This window comes from Sphingobacterium gobiense, from assembly GCF_002980575.1.
Lineage (GTDB): Bacteria > Bacteroidota > Bacteroidia > Sphingobacteriales > Sphingobacteriaceae > Sphingobacterium > Sphingobacterium gobiense.
Window position 1 is genome coordinate 1744709 of record NZ_PVBS01000001.1, and the last position, 21092, is coordinate 1765800.

At 45.2% G+C, this 21092-nt stretch carries 14 protein-coding genes; 4 read left to right on the forward strand and 10 right to left on the reverse strand.

Annotated elements, in window-relative coordinates; all coding sequences use genetic code 11:
- Positions 1-266: 266 nt before the first annotated feature.
- On the forward strand, positions 267-1826 hold the full coding sequence (locus C5749_RS07765) for a protein adenylyltransferase SelO (RefSeq protein WP_105724557.1): 1560 nt from the start codon (positions 267-269) through the stop codon (positions 1824-1826).
- A 17-nt stretch (positions 1827-1843) separates the two neighbouring features.
- On the opposite strand, the gene C5749_RS07770 is transcribed toward C5749_RS07765, so the two are convergent.
- From C5749_RS07770 to C5749_RS07795, 6 genes are all read right to left on the reverse strand, one after another.
- On the reverse strand, positions 1844-4243 hold the full coding sequence (locus C5749_RS07770) for an alpha-L-rhamnosidase-related protein (RefSeq protein ID WP_105724559.1): 2400 nt from the start codon (positions 4241-4243) through the stop codon (positions 1844-1846).
- A 9-nt stretch (positions 4244-4252) separates the two neighbouring features.
- Positions 4253-5227, reverse strand: coding sequence for a hypothetical protein (locus C5749_RS07775; protein WP_105724561.1), 975 nt, complete (start codon positions 5225-5227; stop codon positions 4253-4255).
- A gap of 11 nt (positions 5228-5238) precedes the next feature.
- The gene (locus C5749_RS07780) at positions 5239-6204 is read right to left on the reverse strand and encodes an IPT/TIG domain-containing protein (RefSeq protein ID WP_105724563.1); all 966 of its coding nucleotides are present in this window, start codon (positions 6202-6204) and stop codon (positions 5239-5241) included.
- Positions 6205-6240: 36 nt separating this feature from the next.
- The gene (locus C5749_RS07785) at positions 6241-8004 is read right to left on the reverse strand and encodes a RagB/SusD family nutrient uptake outer membrane protein (protein WP_181151311.1); all 1764 of its coding nucleotides are present in this window, start codon (positions 8002-8004) and stop codon (positions 6241-6243) included.
- A gap of 107 nt (positions 8005-8111) precedes the next feature.
- Complete coding sequence (locus C5749_RS07790; RefSeq protein WP_219847925.1) at positions 8112-11474, reverse strand: TonB-dependent receptor; 3363 nt, start codon at positions 11472-11474, stop codon at positions 8112-8114.
- A 238-nt stretch (positions 11475-11712) separates the two neighbouring features.
- Positions 11713-12894: a FecR family protein gene (locus C5749_RS07795; RefSeq protein ID WP_105724567.1), complete on the reverse strand. Its 1182-nt coding sequence runs from the start codon at positions 12892-12894 to the stop codon at positions 11713-11715.
- A gap of 197 nt (positions 12895-13091) precedes the next feature.
- Between C5749_RS07795 and C5749_RS07800 the strand changes: the two genes are divergently transcribed.
- The 3 genes from C5749_RS07800 (at position 13092) to C5749_RS07810 (ending at position 17371) form a co-directional block, all read left to right on the forward strand.
- Complete coding sequence (locus tag C5749_RS07800; protein ID WP_105724569.1) at positions 13092-13658, forward strand: RNA polymerase sigma-70 factor; 567 nt, start codon at positions 13092-13094, stop codon at positions 13656-13658.
- A gap of 220 nt (positions 13659-13878) precedes the next feature.
- Positions 13879-16272: an alpha-L-rhamnosidase-related protein gene (locus C5749_RS07805; RefSeq protein ID WP_105724571.1), complete on the forward strand. Its 2394-nt coding sequence runs from the start codon at positions 13879-13881 to the stop codon at positions 16270-16272.
- 46 nt (positions 16273-16318) lie between these two features.
- A complete protein-coding gene (locus tag C5749_RS07810) occupies positions 16319-17371 on the forward strand; it encodes a hypothetical protein (RefSeq protein ID WP_105724573.1) in 1053 nt (350 codons plus the stop codon).
- A gap of 129 nt (positions 17372-17500) precedes the next feature.
- On the opposite strand, the gene C5749_RS07815 is transcribed toward C5749_RS07810, so the two are convergent.
- Genes C5749_RS07815 through pxpB form a run of 4 tightly spaced genes read right to left on the reverse strand, consistent with a single transcriptional unit; the run spans position 17501 to position 21067 of the window.
- Positions 17501-18676, reverse strand: coding sequence for an NRAMP family divalent metal transporter (locus C5749_RS07815; RefSeq protein WP_105724574.1), 1176 nt, complete (start codon positions 18674-18676; stop codon positions 17501-17503).
- Between the two features lies 1 nt (position 18677).
- Complete coding sequence (locus C5749_RS07820) at positions 18678-19430, reverse strand: 5-oxoprolinase subunit PxpA (RefSeq protein ID WP_105724576.1); 753 nt, start codon at positions 19428-19430, stop codon at positions 18678-18680.
- The gene (locus C5749_RS07825) at positions 19420-20379 is read right to left on the reverse strand and encodes a 5-oxoprolinase subunit C family protein (RefSeq protein WP_105724577.1); all 960 of its coding nucleotides are present in this window, start codon (positions 20377-20379) and stop codon (positions 19420-19422) included. Before C5749_RS07825 ends, C5749_RS07820 begins: the two co-directional genes overlap by 11 nt.
- A complete protein-coding gene (pxpB, locus tag C5749_RS07830; protein WP_219847926.1) occupies positions 20369-21067 on the reverse strand; it encodes a 5-oxoprolinase subunit PxpB in 699 nt (232 codons plus the stop codon). Before pxpB ends, C5749_RS07825 begins: the two co-directional genes overlap by 11 nt.
- Positions 21068-21092 lie beyond the last annotated feature (25 nt).

Sequence of the window (21092 nt, forward strand, 5' to 3'; positions counted from 1 at the left end):
GAAGTTTATAGAGACAGCTTTACAACGTTATATGCTCTTACTTGACATTGGCCCGAATTTGCCCAACAGATACCACTACGATATCTAGCTTCCTACCTGGCCATAAAACAACACCTCGGACAAAAACGAAAATAAACCGAATAATGATCGCAGAAAAATAGACTGATGCTGCCTTAAAATATCTTGACTTTACTAATGTAATTCCTTACACCGGAGTATCAATAAATGGCATACCTTTGGCGGTAGATTAGTTAACGCAGTACGATATGGAAAATTTAAGTTCTAAGCGATTTAAAAGGAATTTTGTGGATACATTCCCCGGGGATGACAGCGGTGATCTGCACCCTCGCCAAACGCCAGGAGTTTTATACAGCAAGGCAGTACCTACAGCCGTACGGAAACCCGAACTTGTCGCGTGGTCCGCCGAGCTAGCAGATAGCTTGGGCATCGCGAATCCTAATCCAGACGACATACAAATCCTGGGCGGCAATCTTATCACCCCAACGATGTACCCCTATGCAGCCTGCTATGCGGGCCATCAATTTGGCAACTGGGCAGGACAGCTTGGTGATGGTCGAGCAATCACGCTAGGCGAATGGGAAAACCCAAACGGAAATATTTGGGAACTGCAGTTGAAGGGTGCAGGCCCCACTGCGTATTCGCGGAGAGCCGACGGCAGGGCAGTTTTACGCTCATCGGTACGCGAATACCTGATGAGTGAAACGATGCATTACTTGGGTATCCCTACTACACGGGCATTAGCGCTTGTTACCACGGGCGACATGGTGACGCGCGACATGTTTTACGATGGGCGTGCTGCGGATGAGCCTGGCGCCATTGTGATGCGTACAGCACCAAGCTTTTTACGTTTCGGCAACTTTGAAATGCTTGCCGCGAGGAACGAGATCGATAACCTCACGCAGCTGGTGAACTGGACGATCGAACGCTTCTATCCGCATCTGGAAGGTGACGAAAAGGTACTCCATTGGTTTGGAGAAGTTGTGGAACGTACCGCAACCATGATCGTTGAGTGGCTGAGGGTAGGTTTTGTACATGGGGTGATGAACACCGATAATATGTCTGTGCTTGGTCTGACGATTGACTACGGACCTTATTCTTTTCTGGACAACTACGACCCGGATTTCACACCGAATACCACCGATTTACCGGGCAAAAGATATGCTTTCGGTAAGCAAGCGAATATAGCTTACTGGAATCTAAGCCGCCTGGCAAATGCTTTAGTACCGCTGATTTCCGACATGGTCAAATTAGAAAGCCAACTGAGAAGATATGAAGAATTTTATTGGAGTAAGTACTACGCAATGATGGCAAATAAGCTGGGTATGGACGGTATAAACAACGATGATGACGTAAAACTCTTGGCTGAATTTGAGAAAGTACTTGCAGCCATCCAGCCAGATATGACTATATTTTATCAGCTACTGATTGATCTGCCGGCAGACCTGGCCACAGAGCAAGACATGCTTAACTTCTTTAGGAGCAGTCTCTATGGCGATCCGGAACCAACGGATGTCACCCAACTTTACGCGCTCGTCAAGAGCTACCAAGCGCGTTTAAGAGCGAACACCTGCACAAAGGAGGACAGCTTACTGCGCATGCGAAAAGCCAATCCTAGGTTTATTTTAAGGAATTACCTGCTTCATACGGCCATAGAAGAATTACAAAGGGGCGAAAACAACCTCTTTTTAAAATTACAGCAGGCACTTAAAGATCCGTATTCAAAAAGTCATAATGAGTTCTTTGCGATACGTCCGGGTTGGGCCACACAACAGGCTGGCTGCTCGATGTTGTCCTGTAGCTCATAAATTCTGCCTACAGCAAACTATAGTCCATCAAGCATTTCTATCGTGTTTTTTCCACCAAGCAGTATCTGTTGTTTCCCATTCCACTGAAAATTACCTTGTAGGTTCTCGGGAAGCGTTACCGTACCGCTGATACCGTGACGGCCTTTCCGTTTGAACTTCACGCTGATTTCTCCTGCGGGGTGCGGCATAGAGGCTTCAACCTCTTTAAGGGCTCCCAAGTTTGGATCGATCAACACAGATTTGAAACCTGGAGAAGACGGCCTGATACCACAGATCGTCGCCAAAAAATCGTAGCTCGGGCTTGCGCTCCACGCGTGGCAGTCGGATCGGGTGGGCTCCGGCGTTTCCGAAAAAGTGGTAAGACCGAGATCCAACATCTTCCTCCAAGCATCAAGTTTGTCGTAATAACGATCTCCTAAACTGCTTTCCAGCAATGCACGGGTTAAATAAAACCGAAAATAAAAGGTCACGGGTATTAACGATTCATCTTCGAGCACATTCTTGATGACAGCGTAGCGCTCCGCTTCAGGTATACTTCCTGATAGGACCGCTAGTATGGAGGCATGTTGACTATAGACCTGCTTTTCGGGCGTATCAGCCATGACGCCACGTGCCCGATCAAAACAATGTTGATACGTAACCTTATTTAAGCGGTCGGCTTCTTTACGGTAACGCGCTGCTTGCTCCGGCTCACCAAAATAGGCGAACAAGTCAGCCGCCTGCTTGAGGGTATAGGCATAGTGTAAGGTTAATATTGATGAATTGCCCTCGGTAGCGCCTTTAGGAAGGCCTGAGGAAAACTGAGGAGTGTAATCGACAAAGGGCCACCATGGTATAGGACCAAGCATGCCGTTTTCTTGGTCTAGGTGCTGGCCATACCAATCTAGCGCGCCTGCGATGCCTTGTAAAAATTGCTGGATAAATAGATCATCTTGCCGATGCATCCAATAGTCGTGTATCATGGAAATCCACCACAGGGAATACGTGGGAATAATTTGAAGACGGCTACTTGGGTATCGACCTTGGATCATTCCTTCTGGCACCCGAGAATAATGAAAGTCTAATAAGGACCGACGCATCAAACGATCGTCGCCCGATATATATAAAGAGATTAGTGCTTGAATACGTGTATCACCAGAATATTGAAGTTGCTCGTAGTAAGGACAATCAAAGTAGGTCTCTCCAGCACATAATCTTGCCGTTCGCCAGCTGACGTCCCAAATATCGTCCATACGTTTGTCGTTGGATTTAAACTGCGCGTTCATTTCAAACGGGTAAGTGGTATAATACCCCAAGAAATCATGCAGCGTTAACGGTTCATCTCCAGTTTCCACGTCCATCTGGATGAAGCGATAGGTGCGCAGCCAAAGCGGCCTAAAGAGCCTATGTGCATGCCCATCTGGCCGAAAGACATCATAATTACCGATAAGCTTCTTTCCCTCCACCTCATTTCGGTTCCCCTTTCGCAGGTTTTGGTCAAATAGTGCTTCGGCGTAGCTCAATTTCACTGAACTTCCCTTGCCACCACTGGTCGACAGTTCGGGATAGGCTACTGTATTAACAGATTGGTCTATCAAAAGGCTTACGCGGGAGTTCGCTGGAACCGTAACGGATGTAGCACCTGTTAGAAAGCCGGAGAAAGCTTTCCTGTCCATCCCCGTTACCCACCGTATTTCCGACAGGCGTTGTGGCTTTTCTTCCAGCAACGGAATATTTCTTGGTTCAAGCGTCCAGATATTATCTGTACCTACACCTTGTGGGACCGCATCAGCGACAACCTGTGCCTGCGACCAGGCTGTATCGTCAAAATCCAGTTCTTGCCAGCCCCATATATAGCGCGATGCATCAACGTCATCTCCCGGACCGATGACCATATATGCATTTAATCGCTCCATATTATCCGTGGAACAGGGTGTATATGCCTTGCTCTGGAATACTTTGTAAGAATTATCGGTATTAACTGCCATTTCGTGCGCAGATTCGCCCTGAATAACAAACCCTGTCTGTGCACTGATCTGCGCAATGGGCGCATATACGCCCATGTTCCAGACAAGCGCAGCTACAACGTTTTTTCCGGGCTGCAGGTATGATGCTATATCGACCGTTTCGAAATACCAGTGATGAAGGTCGCCACGAGCGGGTCCCGAGACAACTGCCTTTCCATTGACAAATAGCCTGTACCGATTATCAGCCGAAACATGTATCTTATACGTTTTCGGCTTATCGGGCAAGACAAAGTCTTTCCGGAAATGAAATACGCCATAATCTCGTTGTGGTACATTAGGGCAGCTGATCCACTTCCCTTGCCATCTGTTATTGTGCCAAAGAGACTTTTCTTTATCTACCCATTGATCTTGTGCTTGAGACGATAAAAAGATAATCATGAATAGCCATAAGCTGCATAAAAAACGAACCATACAAACACTTTATTTCTGGATCACCTTCGATAAATCGAAGTCATTTATTTCAAAACCTACATCAAATGTGCCGGGGAGCTCCCACCCAAGGTTCATTCCGGTTATCCGGAAATCGCTATCAAAGGAGCCGGTTAAGTAACCACGTTGCCGCGCTATTTTTAATGCGTTGTCGATCAATGGATAAATATCCTTCTCGATTATCACCTCGTTACCGCTATGAAATGTACCGGTCATAAAATCGGTGGTGCCTGCACTATAAATAAATTTCCCACTGGCATCGTCTTTTCCAATATCTTTCGCAGCGTAGACGGGTATTTGCTCATTTCGGTTGTCATAGAAAGGGATACCGAACCATAGAAAGTCACCGTAATATGCGGAATGAGGATTCATATTCTGCACGGTGATAAACAACTGAAACTGAGCCGCATGTAGGCCCGGATTATAATCTTGCTGGGACATCATCATCTCAGCCTTCGTCAATCTACCCTTAAAACGTAGTATTAATCCTTTTAGATCCTTTACAAACGGTTGGTCTGGAAAACTCTGTTCGATAAGCAGATGTGGCCAATATTCACCTTCACGGCGCGGTCTTTCATACTCGGCCGAGGTGGTAGCTTCCATGACGATATGGCCTGCATGAGGTGCCTTTTTAAAAGAGATCAACTTACCCGCGTTAGCATACGTTACGCTCTGTGTATCTTCTACCCGGTCCTCTTCGGTGAGAAGAAACTGCGTCCCCCATTCGGCCATCCCCCAGATAGGCGACGCTCCTGAATGGGCTCCGAAAGGATGTATGACATTGCTGGTTGAGCCATCTGTTCGCTTCATTACGAGTCCTTTCTCGAAAAATGGATCGCCAAGAATGGAAAGGGTATCGTTGCTAATAACCTCAGGTGGGGTCTCAATAGGGTCGCCTGCGGAGCAAGCGACAATTAAAATAATGCTGGAAAAGCGTCCCAGCTTAGATAATATATTTTTTTTCATCTTCTTTTCATTTACATGGTTTCAATATGCAGATTATCGAATGCAATGTCGATAGGATTTGCCAGGCCAAAATAATATACACCAGGTGAGCCTCCTACATAAGGATTGGCGTCTTCAAAGCTTCGTTCAAACAGTACGGTATTCGTATTTAACTCCATTACCTTGACGACAAACCGGCCGGGCTGTGATGAGGATACCGCTATCCGATAAGGGATATGGGGAGCAAAGCCAGGAATATTTTCGCTCATCATGACATTTGCCCAGTCGTTCAGGCCATTGCTACCGCTTTTTAGCATTTGCACCAGTCCATTACTCGTACGGAATAGATAGAATCGCTTGTTGTCACTCTGGGCATTAAATATAATTCCGGCGAAAGATTCTGGAGAAACTTGCATGTCGGCTTCTAAGCGAAAATAACTACCTTCACCAACGTCCAAACGAAGTTCCGGATCACGGTATAAGGCGTAAGACTCTGTACTAGCCGCACCACAAAACAAACGATTATTCTTGACCTCAAAGGTACCTGCTACGATTTGCCAGTTGCTACCGATGGGATTTGGCGTAACATCGGATCCGACCGGCGGAACATCCGCTCGGTTGAAATTATCTTCAAACGTTTTTACCCGGACCAACGATAAGTTTCTTTTATTCGAGATTTTCCCTCTACTCCGTACTGATACCCCGGCTACGTTGCCGGTTAGCTCGGGGACAATCACTTTAATTGCCGTTTCCGAAACCTCGATAATATCAACGATGGTCTGATTGAATTTCACTTCATTTTCGCCTGGATTTCCCGAAAAGTTAACACCTACGATTGTTATTTCGTCACCGACTGATGCATTAGCAGGGCTAAGTTCAGTGATACGTGGGATGGGCGCAGTATTCAAAGGTATCTGTTCTTCATCGCTACAGGAAAGCGTTATCGCTACCATGACACAAACCAACCACCATGTTCTATAATATCTTGCTGTTTTCATTGCTTATCTTTTTATCTGTTAAAACCTACATCTCCTTTATTCCCACCCTGGGTTTTGTTCCCATAGGGGCATCATCACCAATTCGCCCAAAGGAATGGGAATAATAAGATGATTGTCTGTCCAGGACTTACGTCGTCCGGCTATTATGCGTTTTCCTTCAAAATTGTTATCACTAATCTTTGTCCACTCCATACCTGTGGTCAACTTATCGGTGGTATGTAGAATCTTCCAGCGGCGCGTATCCCAAAAGCGGTGCTCCTCAAAGGCGAGCTCGACCCGACGTTCGCGGCGGATGCGTTCTCGCATCTCTTCCTTGCTCAACCCCTTGGAAAGTGCTGGCATATCTGCCCGATCGCGTATGGCATCTACCGCATCGTATACCTCGGACGTGGGACCATAGGCTTCATTTGCGGCCTCGGCATAATTGAGGTAAATCTCGCCCAGACGATACTTCTTAAAGCGCGCGGTTCCAGTGTTGACATCAAGCTGTTTCGGATCGCGAAATTTTCGAAGGTAATAACCGTTTCGTGTGCGCTGCATAATGTTAGAAATGCCATCGGCTCCGCCCAAATAAGACTGAATATAATGGGGGGTACCGTTGACCTCGCCATAATAGGCATTGTTATACCAAACCGTTGCGTAAAAGCGGGGGTCACGATCTTTATATGGATTAGATTCGTCATATCCTGATGCGGTGTTGATGATCGGGTATAGGTGTTCTTCATCGTAGTATCCTAATATAGCGGGCTCGCCATTGGCCATATCGTACGCATCCACCAATTCTTGCGAGGGGCTCGCACCGGCTTTCTCTCCGCCAATGGATGGGATAGCGTGCATCACAAACATTAATTGGCTAAACTCCTGGTTACGGTAGGGTTTAATCTCAAAAATAGTTTCGCAGTCAGCCGGGTTCACGCTGATATCCGTACGGCCATAAAAGTACGATTCATAGTCGGGGAATAATTGATGATTATTACTCAGTAGGGCATCGAGCGAGTTCTTCGATGCCTCGGCAGCAGCTTCCCAAAGTGCTGTCTCCCCTCCTGGATTCCACAAAGGACTAGCGGCAAATAGCATTGCCTGTGAACGTATGGCATGCGCAACGGCCTTGGTAAGGCGTCCGCGATCGGGCTCCGCCGTGATTCGATAAGGAAGTGCTGACTCCAAAATCGCTTCATCGCAATTCTGTTTTATAAAATCGACACATTCCTGAAATGACTGCCGCTCAAGTGTTTCGAATCTAAAATCGTCCGAAAACGGTTTATCTACCACAGGCATACCGCCGTACATCTTGATAAGCTCGAGGTAAAAGAACGCACGCAGTACTTTTGCTTCCGCAATCAACCGGGCTTTTATCTGCGGATTGGTATAACGCGTGTCGACAATGTTAGCTAAGAATACATTCGCTTGCCGTATACCTATCCAATTTTTGCGGTAATAGTTTCCGTTGGTCAAGGGCGTCGACTCTCCCTGTATGGATTGAATATCCAAGGGATTCCAGTTGGGCCGCAACTCACCGTTATACCATCGCGACGGAGCCCGTCCCATATCTTGGGGAAAATCGTTGTCGTGCGCTTCATCGGAAAAACCGGCTAACAATGTGTAATAATCGTAAGATGAACCATAAGGATTAATGTTATCGTAGATGGTATTCAAATATTCGGATGCCATCAGTTCGTCATTAAAAATCTCCTCGAGCGTTAATCGGCCATCGGGCATGATATCTAAAGGATCTTTGTTACAGCTGCTTAGAAAAGCAAGAAACAAGACCACAACTATATGTTTAACTATATTTTTCATCTGTGTATAATTTGTTTTTTTAATGGTGATGAAGCTATCAGATTTATTCATTCCCCAGTTTGACTGAATACATCCTGATGGGTTCTTCATCCTATTTATATCAATAATTAAAAATTAACGCTTACACCAGCATTGAAAACCCGGTATACTGGATAACTGAGTGAATAACCGACTTCTGGATCGTAATCTTTTTCTCGCATGGAATCCCAGGTAAACAAATTCAAACCATTAACGTACACGCGAACCTCTTTGGCGCCGATACCTTTGATGGCCGATAGTGGAATCCGGTAGCCAATTTCTGCATTCTTCAAACGAATAAAACTACGATTTTCTAGAAAGAACGAATTATTATCGCGTTCGCTGACTGAAGCTCCCAGCGCTAGCCGTGGATAGCGGATATCCTCTCCTGCTGCCGCCCGTTCGGGGGTCCATGCGTGGAGATGCCTCTCTTTGAAGTCCCATTCGCTATGTGTTCCGTAGGAGCCCATTGCCTGCGTTACGTTATGTACACCTTGTAATAAGAAGGAGACATCGAGATTTCGATACGTTACGTTAAATGCACCGCCGAAGGTGAATTCAGGAACGCCTGAATAGCCGATTGGCACCATGTCACGCTCATCAATTATACCGTCTTCATTGGCATCCACATACTTGAAATCACCAGGCCTTACTGTATATCCGACATAGTTTAACCCTTCGTTGGCAATCTCTTCGTAACTTTCATAATAGCCATCTCGCAGCTCATAACCGAACGCCTGCCCGATACGGTAGCCTGTTTGTCTATATCGGTGTGTAAAGTCTGACGGTAATTGAAGCTCATCCGCGAATAGGACCTTGTTACGGGCAAAATTGTAATTCAGTTTGGACAGGATGGACCAATCCGTACTTAGCCTTTTGTTATAGTTCAGTTCTATTTCAAAACCTCTATTTTCGACAATACCCATATTTACGGGACTCATACGGCTTGCCTCAATTCCGTACACCATGGGAATGGTTTGCCTACTGATCAATATATTATCCCGACGCTCGTGAAACACATCTGCATTCAATGTAAGCTCGTTAAATAATCCCAGTTCTAGTCCGAAATTTGTTTTTTTAGCGACCTCCCATTGAATGAAGGGATTCCCTATATAGTTCTCTCCGATTTTACCCCCTCGACCCAATGATCCGCTATACCCCCCTCCTGTTTGCCGCTGTATATCATCAAGGTACAGGAAGCGACGACCTCCTAATCGGTCACTTCCTACCCGTCCGTAGGAGCCTCTAAGTTTGAGTAGGCTAATCGTGGGATGATCACGCAAGAATGATTCATTAGAGATCACCCAGCCACCCGATATTGTGGGGAAAAAGCCATAACGACGACCTTTTGCAAACTGTTCTGATCCGTTATATCCGGCATTAAATTCTGCAAAATATTTATTGTCATATCCATAAATAGCACGCAATGCTATACCCCGTAGGTTGAATGGTAAGCGGTCGTTCGGCATGACACGTTGCTCTTGCTGTGCGAGCAACATCCCAGTAACGGAATGCTTTTCATTAAACACCCTATTATAATCAGCAGATAGCTGAAAGTTGAAGAACGATTGAAAGTTAGACCCGCTACCGATGCTTAACGGTGTATTTTCTAATTCTGGAAACATCCGCATATAGGCTACGCTATCCATGCCCAGGTGGTTTGATGTATTCGGATCGATCACTTGGGTCCAGCGCTGGTACTCCCGACCTGCGGTAAGAGAATAAACCGTCCGGGTATCAAACGATGCCATAAATTTAGCGGACAAACCTTTGGTCAGAAATTCCAGGTCTTGCTTGAGTCCCCAGGAGGCCGTAATGTTATTTCGTGTTTCCTGCCGATATCCTGTCCGATTGATCAAGGCCCAAGGTGAAACGTTATAATTGCCTGTTCCGATCAGGACTTCTCCGTCGGGCGTGAGCGGACCAGGTAATACCACAGGAAAAAACGTATAGGTGCGTCTAAAAATCTCTTCTGTGCTCGCATTCGGCGAATTTACGCGCTCGAAATAGCCCGCTGCATTTAAAAAAGTGGTTAGCTTGCCCGACTTATTGAGTTTTGCATCGATATTAGACCGGAAGTTATATCGCTTTAAAAATCCAGCCGGATCATAGTCTGTAACGCTGGGATCAATTTTCCATTGTCCCCCCTGATTGAGAAAACCAACATTCACAAAATACTGTACATAATCTCCTCCTCCACTCAAATTTAAGTTATAGCGTTGTTGTGCGACGATATCGTTGAATAAGAGTTTCTGCCAGTTTGTGTTAGGATAGGCTGTAGGATAGTCCTGAAACATAAACCGATCCAGTGCGTATTCGGAATAAGGAGGTTGATTAACGGGATCGTTTGGATCTGCATTCGGGTTCTCGTTTGCCCAAGCCTGATTTTTTAAACGCGCCCAATCGTACGAACTGATCACCTCTGGTGTACGAGTAAAGCCCTGAAAACCGTGTTCATACAGTAAACCAATTGTAGGTTTCTCGCTGGTACCCCGCTTGGTTGTTACTAATATCACGCCATTGGCACCCCGCACGCCAAATAATGCGGTTGATGAAGCATCTTTCAAAATCGTAACACTCTCCACCTCATTAGGGTCAATATAGGTCATCTCACGTTCTACGCCATCCACCAAGATAATCGGAGCGGTGGCATTCAGTGTTCCCATCCCTCGTAAAAACAAAGCCGTATGATCACGCCCGGGTTCACCGCTGCGCTGTAGGGCTGTTAAGCCCGGTAGGCGGCCAGCCAACGTAACGGCAAGATTGGCCGCAGGACTCTGCTTAATTTCTTTCGTTTGTACCGACGCGATAGATCCCGTAACAGAAACCTTCTTTTGCGTACCGAATGCCACCACGACAACCTCATCCAAATCTGATAAAAGCGGAACCAAGTTAACATTTACGGTATTCATATCAGCTGTTAGCGTCACGCGCTGGGATGTATAACCCACCGTACTAAAATCCAATGACTCGCCGGCGCTCGCCTCGATCTGATATGAACCCGCGGCACTCGTGGATGTTCCCCTATCGGTACCAACTACCGTTATAGTAACACCTTCCAGAGGTGTACCAAGTGAATCTCGAACGGTACCTCGGATCGTTTGCTGTCGATCAGTTTGCTTCGTGCCATGAATTGGCGTAATACTTCGTGAGGGTCTCGTTGCATTATCCGCCACCCCTTCTTTTCGATTGAGCACGATAACTTTGTTACGTATCGTATAACCGTAAGGTTGGCCTTTGAATAGCTTATTCAATGTGTTTGATAGTGTCTCATTCGTTACATCCATACTGACCGGATCCATAACGACATCCTTTTTGTTATAAAAGAATTTAAGCCCTGTCTGTCTTTCAATCTTTTTCAGTACCACGCTGAAATCTGCCTTATGCTCGCGAATGGTAATACGCTGGCCAAATACGCTGGCAGAGAGCTGCGCACTAAAAAGGCTAATCATCAGGAAAATCAACTTTATTCGCATAATGCTATGTCTATGGTGTGACAACAAAAAGTTTAAAAACGGTTTTAATTGCATACTTTTGTATGGTTTGAGATTAATAAATGTAAACTGTTAGCGCTAGAACTTATAGTTGGATTTGTTTGCTCAAGCTGTTGCTGGGAATGTTACGAGCATTTCCAGCTTTCTTTTGCAAAATCAAATCTGAGGTGATAACACCTAGGTTTTATTTTTCTTTCTATCTATCTTTTTTTTGTTTTACAATTAGGTTATGTTTAGTGGTTAGCTCAAAATTTACGCCTGCTATCTTCAGTAACCCCAATGCCTCACCGAGAGACACGTTCTTGGGAATATAACCTGAAAACAGATCGTCGGAACGTGATATTTCATACGTTATGTCTATATCATACCATCGTCCAAATTCCTCCATAACAGTATAAATATTCGCGTCGTTGAAGAAGAACATGCCCTCTTTCCAAGCCGTATACTGTTCGATATCTACCTGCTGTTCTTTAATCGTACCTGTTCTATCCATAATAGATTGCTTACCGGCGGTAAGTACGACTTTGGCTTCTCTAGATTGCTGTGACTTCTTCGATGCCCGCACGGCAACACTTCCTTCTGCTACTGTCGTGACAGCCCCATAATGTACATGGTACATATTTATATTAAATTGTGTTCCTAGTACCTCGATTGTTTGTTGATCGGATTTAACAAAGAATGGTACACGGTTACCCCTCCCATCTACTTTCTTTTTTACACTAAAATAGGCTTCGCCTGAAAGCAGCTCCACTTCCCGCGTATTGGTATTAAAACGAGAGGGAAACCTAATCGATGAGGATGCGTTTAGCCATACTTCTGTCCCATCGGCAAGCATGAGCCGGTATTGCCCTCCTTTGGGTGTAGACAATACGGCATAACTTATCTTCTCATTATCATGCATTTGTTGTGCAAAGACGCTCTTCCCATCGATGTATTTAACCCCACCATCGACAACCAATGCTGATTGTTGTTCATCTAAATTGATAACCTCTCCGTCTGATAAGGTTAATTTTGCGCGATTACCTGTAGGTTGGATATCATATAGCCCGATCACCTCATCCTGTAGTCCAGATTTAGTCACCGTGTAATAGGAAATTGCCGCCAGCATTAAAAATATAACGGATGCTGCAACCCATCTTGCTCTTGTGAAAAACGGCCGCACCGATTTAGGCTTCTCGATTACGTTTATCGATTTGTTAACCTTGTCCAAAATCCGATTGCGTAAATGTGTCTCGTCTTGGGCGTAGGTATCAGGAATTTCCTTCGTAGCGTCCGGAAAGCTATTATACCATTGCGAAAGCTCGACTTTTTCAGCTTCGCTTATGCTGCCCTGAAGCCATTTGTTAATAAGTTCTTGATAGCGATCTATATTACTCATATTTGGTTCCCTTTACTATATAAGTCTGACGGAAACAGCACAACCCTTAGTCCCTTTAACTTTTTTTTGATTTTTTTTTTTTAAATAGAGGTTAGAACACACTGAGAACGTAGATACATGAGAGTACAGGATAGCTATTGTTGTTATTTTTACGTATCTTGCGGTCTGAATACGGCTAACCAAACGATAAACTTACTATGACTGTAGGGTATTTGCATAAGAATGATCAGGAACTATTGGAACTCGTTTATCAGGGAGATAGGCGAGCGTTTACGGTCATATATGACCGCTACTGGAAAAAATTATTCGTTATTGCTTCAAATCGCTTATCTGAATTGGAAGAGGCAGAAGAGATTGTACAGGATATCTTTGTTTCCTTGTGGACACGTCGTCATCAGTTAAATATAACGTCAACCCTTTCCCGTTACCTAGCCGTATCTGTAAAATATCGCGTATTTACTGCCATAAACAAGTCCTATACCCAGAAGCAGTATATCGATTCACTGATGGATACTTCGTCTATTGATGATTCTACGCAAGAGCTATTGGCCTTTGAAGAACTACAGCGTGAGCTGGAATACTACGTCGCAGGGCTCCCTGAAAAATGTCAGCTCGTTTTTAGAATGAGTAGAGAACAAGGGTATTCGCAGAAACAGATCGCAAAAAAATTACAAATTTCGGAAAAGACCGTTGAGGCACATCTCGGAAAGGCTTTTAAAACATTACGTGCAAAATTAAATAGTTTTATGACCTTATTGCTATAGTCTTACAACCAGAATATCATATTTCGACGTATCATCTGCATTCTACAACTTTAAACGAACTACACAAATAATAGGCTTCACTTACGTTTCCGGTATATACTGAAAAAAGTTCGGTGGTCGAATAAGGGAAGCTATAGATTCATTAGACCTATATATAAAGCAAACATTGTTTTCTCCGACCGGATATGGGCAAAGTTTGTTCTGATGAATCGCTACGTCTATGATCAAAAAAAAATATAATACCTATTTGACAAGTGTCCTATGTATACTCTTTCTGTATGTGTCCGTCTTTGCGAAATCTGCTTTCGCACAGGAAACCCTGCACGGACAGGACGTTGTGACAAGATGGAATACGCATTGGATCGGTCCTTCGACGACATCTCCATATGACTATGGAGTGCACCTATTTCGTAAAAAATTCAGTCTCGCCGATAAACCCGGCCGTTTTATCATCCATATGTCTGCAGATCAGCGTTATGTTGTTTTTATCAATAACCATCGCATTAACCATGGACCAGCAGCGGGCTCTACATTACGTTGGAATTATGATACGATCGATATCGCGCCTTATATTCAAGTTGGAGAAAATGTCATTACGGTACAAGTAATAAATTATGGTAAGTGGACGCCAGGTGCACAAATGACATCATCTACAGGATTCATTATGCAAGGTGACGGTGAAGCAGAACAGGTAGTAAATACGGACAAGAGCTGGAAAACAAAAAAAAATGACGCGTATGCACCTTCCTTGGAACACATGGAGGTAATCGACATCGAACCGGCAGACGAAATCGACGGTTCACTTTATCCTTGGGGATGGCAGCAGATCGATTATGACGATTCCCATTGGGAGGAAGCGGCCGTTCAAGAAAGAGGGATGAACTATGGCGAGGGAACAGAATATATACGTGCGCTACAACCTCGCAACATCCCTTTACCGGAACTAAAGGCAGAAAAACCCATGCAAGTTCGACGAACATCAGGGGTTACGACGAATGGTATTTTTCTAGAAAACGGGGCAATCACCATCCCTTCATTTACAAAGGCCAGTCTACTATTGGATCAAACATATCTCACAAATGCCTTTATAGAAGTTGTATTAAGCGGCGGAAGGCAAGGGAGTCTATCTATTGCCTATGCGGAGGCATTGTACGATACGGAGGGGAATAAAGGAAATAGAGATGAAATCGATGGAAAGAAACTGCTTGGGGTTAAAGATATTATTTACCCAGATGGAGGTAAGCACAGGTCCTATAGTCCGCTGAATTTCAAAACATTCAGGTATATCCAATTAGATATAGAGACAAAAGAGCAGCCCTTGATAATTGAACAACTTGACTGTACATTTGTTGGATACCCTTTTCAAGAGCTTGGCCGGTTCAAAAGCAGCAATCCGGTGTTGTCCACGATCTGGAAAACAGGTTGGCGCACAGCAAGGTTATGCGCGGTAGATCTCTATTACGACTGCCCATACTACGAGCGCATGCAATATACCGGAGATACCCGCATTCAATCCCTGATATCACTTTATGTGAGTGGGGATGACCGTTTAATGCGTAAAGCTATTACCGACCTAGCGTCTTCTTTAGTCCCTGAAGGCATCTTACAAAGTCGTTATCCAGCACAAAGAATACAGATTATTCCGCCATTCTCGTTGTATTGGGTCAATATGTTGCACGATTACTGGATGCATAGACCGGATGAAAACTTTGTAAGGGAGTATTTACCGATTGCTCAACAAATCATACGTTGGTATACCGAACGTGTCGATCCTGCTACGGGAATGCTTGGACCGATGCCCCACTGGAACTTTGTCGATTGGCCAAATGAATGGCCATGGTCTGCAGAGCGTCCTTCCGGAGGTGTTCCTCCAGGGGGATTAGAAGGAGGCTCTTCTATTCTTAGTCTTCAGTTTGCCTATACCTTAAAAGATGCTGTTGATTTGATGTCCTACTTCGGTGAAAAAGCGACAGCGAAAGAATATCAGTTACTGCATAAGAAGATTAACCATGCTGTTTTAATGCAGTGCTATGATCCGCATCGTCAGTTATTGGCAGACGATATTAAAAGGAGCAGTTATAGCCAGCATGCCAACATCATGGGCATACTAGCCGATGCAATTCCTAAAAAAGAGCAAGCCGATGTCTTGTTAAGATTAGATTCAGATACTTCTCTCATACAAGCGACACTATTTTACCGCTTCTATCTTATAAGGGCAATGAAAAAAGCAGGTTTAGCGAATAGATATGTAGATCAATTACAATTATGGAAAGACATGCTAGACCTAGGATTGACGACTTTTGCGGAACGTCCGGAACCTTCCAGATCCGACTGCCATGCCTGGAGTGCCAGCCCGAATTATGATTTTTTGGCTACCATATGCGGTTTAGAACCTGATTCACCGGGATTCAAAACCGTAAAAATAAACCCCAACCTCGGGAGTTTAGAATTTATTGAGGCTGAAATCCCTCATCCGTCAGGTATTATAAAACTATATCTAAAAAAAGAGATAGACGAGCTATCTGGAGAAATTACGCTCCCAAATGGGGTTTCGGGGACATATGGATATAAGGGCAAATCAATCAAGCTAACTGCTGGAACAAACAAAATATAAACCACATACTCCCGCATAAGGAGATCCATTAACTAATTGTATTTTTATGAGAACAAAAAAGAACCTTAAACGCTATTTTTACAGACTTTCAAAAATAGTTTTGCTTGCTGGTATCGTTTTCCTCGGTTTCATTAGTTGTAACAAAGCGAAAGATAGACAAGAAGAATTTAGCAACGGGTTATCAAAAGGCGTCGGGACGTCGGAGCCTCTTTTTTCGGTAACAAGTCCTCTATCCTTATTAACCGATCAAAATTTCCAACATGGATTCCATGTACTCCATCCAGCCACCGGCGTGGTACAGGGATCTATATTATATGCAGGAGGAGGTTCGTCTCCAAAATGGAATCTATCGCAGTGGTATAGTAACTCCTCTCTATATGGTGCTACACCGACTCCCCTATCATCCGGGTCATACCGTTTTGCCGATTCGAACAAAGCGATTACCATAGGACCGGCGTCTTCTACAGACAGGGATATTATTTTTGCCATCAATGGTCAAAATGAGTTTGGTGATACGTATAGAACCTCGTCCCAACCGTTTCCCCATTTGATAATCGATCAACGTATAGCAGACCCCGACGGTTGGTTAGGTTACGCAACGCCATTTATCGGCGCATTGGATAGTCTTAATTTCCAGATTGATGCCTATCTAGAGTACCATGCGAGAAACCAAAAAGCAGGATATAATTCGGCTATTCATGCCTTGCAATTCAGCTGCGTTTTCCTTGTTCAGAATCTCAACCCCAGCAGTACGGGCTATGGTAAGTCTATGTATTTCTTAATTATGCTGTTTGATGACCGATACAGCTTGCCGGGCCTTTCTATAAACGAAGATGTATTTAGCGGTCAGATTATTTATGATGTCGGCCTAGCCTCCTTTAGCTCGACCGGCCTTGTACAGGGGCAATGGAAGACTGTAAAAGGGGATATCTTGTCCCAGATCAAGCAGGGACTGAACGAAGCTTGGAGCAGAGGATACCTACTTGAATCCCAATCATACAATGATTATAAGGTCTCTCTTTTTACCATGGGATTTGAATGTACCGGGCTCAATATTGGTACGATGAAAACCCGTAACTTAAGTTTGATAGCCTATTAATAAACTTATTCTTGGACAAATGGAAAAAAGAAATGTAAAAACACTAATTTGAACCAATCGGTAGAAGAGGTAATTGTTGCGGAAAGTAAAAACGTGAATACACGAGTCTAATCGCCGATATAAGCCGCATCATCCCCCCAGTAGGATTCGAACGCTCATCCACGTCATGGCAACAACGATAACAACACCAACGCAAGTCAGTAAGAGGGGCTGCTTGTAGGACCCGACAATATCTTTCTTGTACGCAGCGATCAACATAACACTCAGTGATATCGGTAAAATGATGCCATTTACCGCACCTGCCATAATCAATAGATTGACAGGCTTGCCGACGATCACGAAAATACATATGGAGATGGTAATAAAAGCTATAATGATCCAATTCTCGTTCCGTTGAATGAACGGGCTGAAAGATTTGACAAACGAAACAGACGTATAGGCAGAACCGATCACCGAGGTAACTGCTGCCGCAAACATGACCAAACCAAACAAGCGGTAACCAAACTCGCCGGCAGCTAATTGGAATACGGATCCCGTGGGATTACTATCGTCGATAGCCATACCCTGACTGATAATGCCCAGTGAGGCCAAGAAAAGAAATATACGTATCGTCGATGCGACCGATATCCCCATTACGGCACTTCTATTCACCTCGGGTAACGACTCCTTCCCTACTACACCAGCATCGATAAGCCGGTGACCTCCTGCAAATGTGATGTAACCTCCCACAGTACCACCTACTAAGGTCACAATAGCCATAAAATCAATAGCAGATGGTGCTACCGTGCGGAGCGCAGCTTCAGCCATAGGTGGCTTAGCGACAAAGGCAATGTAGATAATGGCGAGGATCATGATAAACCCCATCAATTGCGCGAACCGATCCATGACTTGACCTGCTTGACGATTGGCAAAAACGGCAATAGCAATACCGGCTGCGAGCACCGAACCGGTGGTAACATCAAGACCAATCAATGCCTCTAGGCCAAGCCCCGCTCCTGCGACATTGCCAATGCTAAACGCTAAACCTCCGATAACAATAAGACATGACAAAATCGTACCTAAGCCAGGAAGAACACGATTGGCTACATCTTGCGCGCGCTGACCGGATACCGTTAGTACCCGCCAGATATTGAGCTGGACGCCAATGTCAACAAAGATAGATAGGAGGATAACGAATCCAAAGCTAGCCCCCAATGTTTTGGTAAAGACGGTAGTCTGCGTCAAAAAACCTGGCCCGACGGCTGATATCGCCATGAGCATCGCTGCCGCGATCAATGCGGAGGTGGTATTTCTCTTTGTATGCATGCTATGGAGTACGCGATAAATTTAAGGCGTGATGCACTTTCTGGGCTATCGCAATAGCGGACTCATTGTCACCATGCATACAAATCGTATCTGCTTTAATGGGGATGTTTACGCCGTCCGCTGTGATCACTTTTCCTTCTGTGGCCATTAATAAGGCCTGTGCAAATGCCCGGTCATAATCCGTTATGACGGCATTAACCATCGTTCGGGGTATCAGCATACCATCGGCTTGATAGGTGCGATCCGCGAATACCTCGCTATAAACGGTTAGCCCACGCTGTTCACCTTCCGCAATAAGTGCACTTCCTGATAACCCGTACAGGACCAAATTCGGATCAAATGCATAGACCGCATCGGCAATCGCCTTGGCAAGGTTGTTATCTTGTGCCGCCATATTGTACAGTGCGCCATGTGGCTTGACATGGTGTAGCAATACGCCTTGTGCTTTGGTACAGGCATAAAGCGCGCCGATCTGGTAGAGCATCAGGTCATATACTTCCATGGGAGTCAGGGCCATTTGACGACGACCGAATCCTTCCATATCCTTAAATCCTGGATGTGCACCAATATGCACATCGTGGCTGGCGGCAAGTGCAACGGTTTTCATCATGGTAGATGGATCGCCTGCATGAAAACCGCACGCTATATTTACCGAGGTTACAAAAGGCAGTATCGCTTCATCGTTGCCCATCCTCCATGACCCAAAGCTCTCGCCAAGGTCACAATTGAGATCAATCATTTTACTACTCGCCATATTTTAATGCTAAAGATAGTTTCAATTTATGAAGTTCATCTTCCTGGGCTCTCCATAGGGATTGTGCCTCCTTGATCGTGATCAATGCAAACCGAATTTTTGCACCGGGGCGCAACTGTGCCATCAGCGGTAGGTCGACAGTCGCTACCTGAGCAATGATCGGATAACCGCCGGTCGTGGGATGATCAGCCATCAAGACAATGGGTTGCCCGTCAGGTGGCACCTGTATCGTCCCAAAGGTGGTGGCCGAAGAGAGAAGTTCTTTTTTTTCACGCAGGTACAAGTTCGCGGATTCCAGGCGGTAGCCCATTCGATCGGAATTGCTGCTGATCGTAAACAGATCGGCAGTGAGCCGTTGCTGGCTCTCGCTATCGAATAGCGGGTGGTGCGGTCCGGCTATAACACGAATCACCTTGTTGGCAAGTCCTCGGTAACATGAGGACGCCATACGCCACTTAAATGATGAACTTTCCTGCGGCCAGCCAACACAAAAGGATAGTTGATCGCCTTTTTGCAAAGCACGCCCTTGCCACCCACCTATAGCTCCCCGGAGATAGGTAGAAGCGCTGCCAAGTACTTTTGGCACGTCGAGTCCACCATAAAAACAGAGGTATGATCGCCAACCTTTTTTGGGCTTACCAAAGGTGAGCTGTGCACCTGCTGGCACAACGACAGGCTTCCAAATAGGAATAGGTCGTTGATCGATTGCTGGGGAGAGATCTGCCCCGGTGACACAGATAAGCTGCTGCTTCTGAAAAAGCAAGCTAGGTCCAATTGATGTGCACTCTAATGCAGGTGTGTCCTCTTCATTGCCCAAAAGGAGATTACCCAGTCGAAGTGCCAACTTATCCATCGCACCGCTCGTTATCATACCATATTTCTGGAATCCGAAGCGCCCTAGATCTTGTACGGTCGTCAACATCCCTGGCTTGACAACACTAATCCCCATAATCAGCTCCTTTCATGCGCAGGTACTCCGCTTCGCTAATTGGATCAAATCGCAGGCGATCTCCCGCGGCTAGAAATGACGGAATCTCTTTGCTGGCGTCAAATAAACGTACAGGTGTTTTTCCAATAATTTGCCAGCCGCCTGGGGTCTCGATCGGATAGATTCCGGTTTGCGCACCGGCAATCCCTACAGATCCCGGTTCGATTTTGAGACGTGGCGTTGGTTTGCGGGGGGTGGATAGGCGACTGTCCATACCGCCAAGGTATGCAAAACCCGGAGCAAATCCAATCATATAGACGATATATTCGTTTTCACTATGAAGCCGCACGACTTCCTCTTTACTTAGTCCTGTGTAGTCCATGACTTCATCGAGATCTGGACCATCGTACCAGATGGGGATGACTTTGTTGACAGAACTGAAATGTATTTCTTCAGGTAAGGCGGCTACAATGCGCTCAATCTGTTCGACGACTTCAGCAAATTCTATGGATAATAAATCATAATACACGGTAATGGTTGTAAAGGCAGGCACATACTCCAAAATACCGGGATTTTCCAGCTTGTCCAACCCTAAGCCAACCAGTCGGATACGGTGATTGACTTGTTCCGAAATAGCCTCGCTAAAAACGGCAACGACTGCAGAATCGCCCAAAGGGTAGTAAGATACACTTTCTGGTTTATTCATCATGAAAGACAAGATAAGAAAAAGCGTC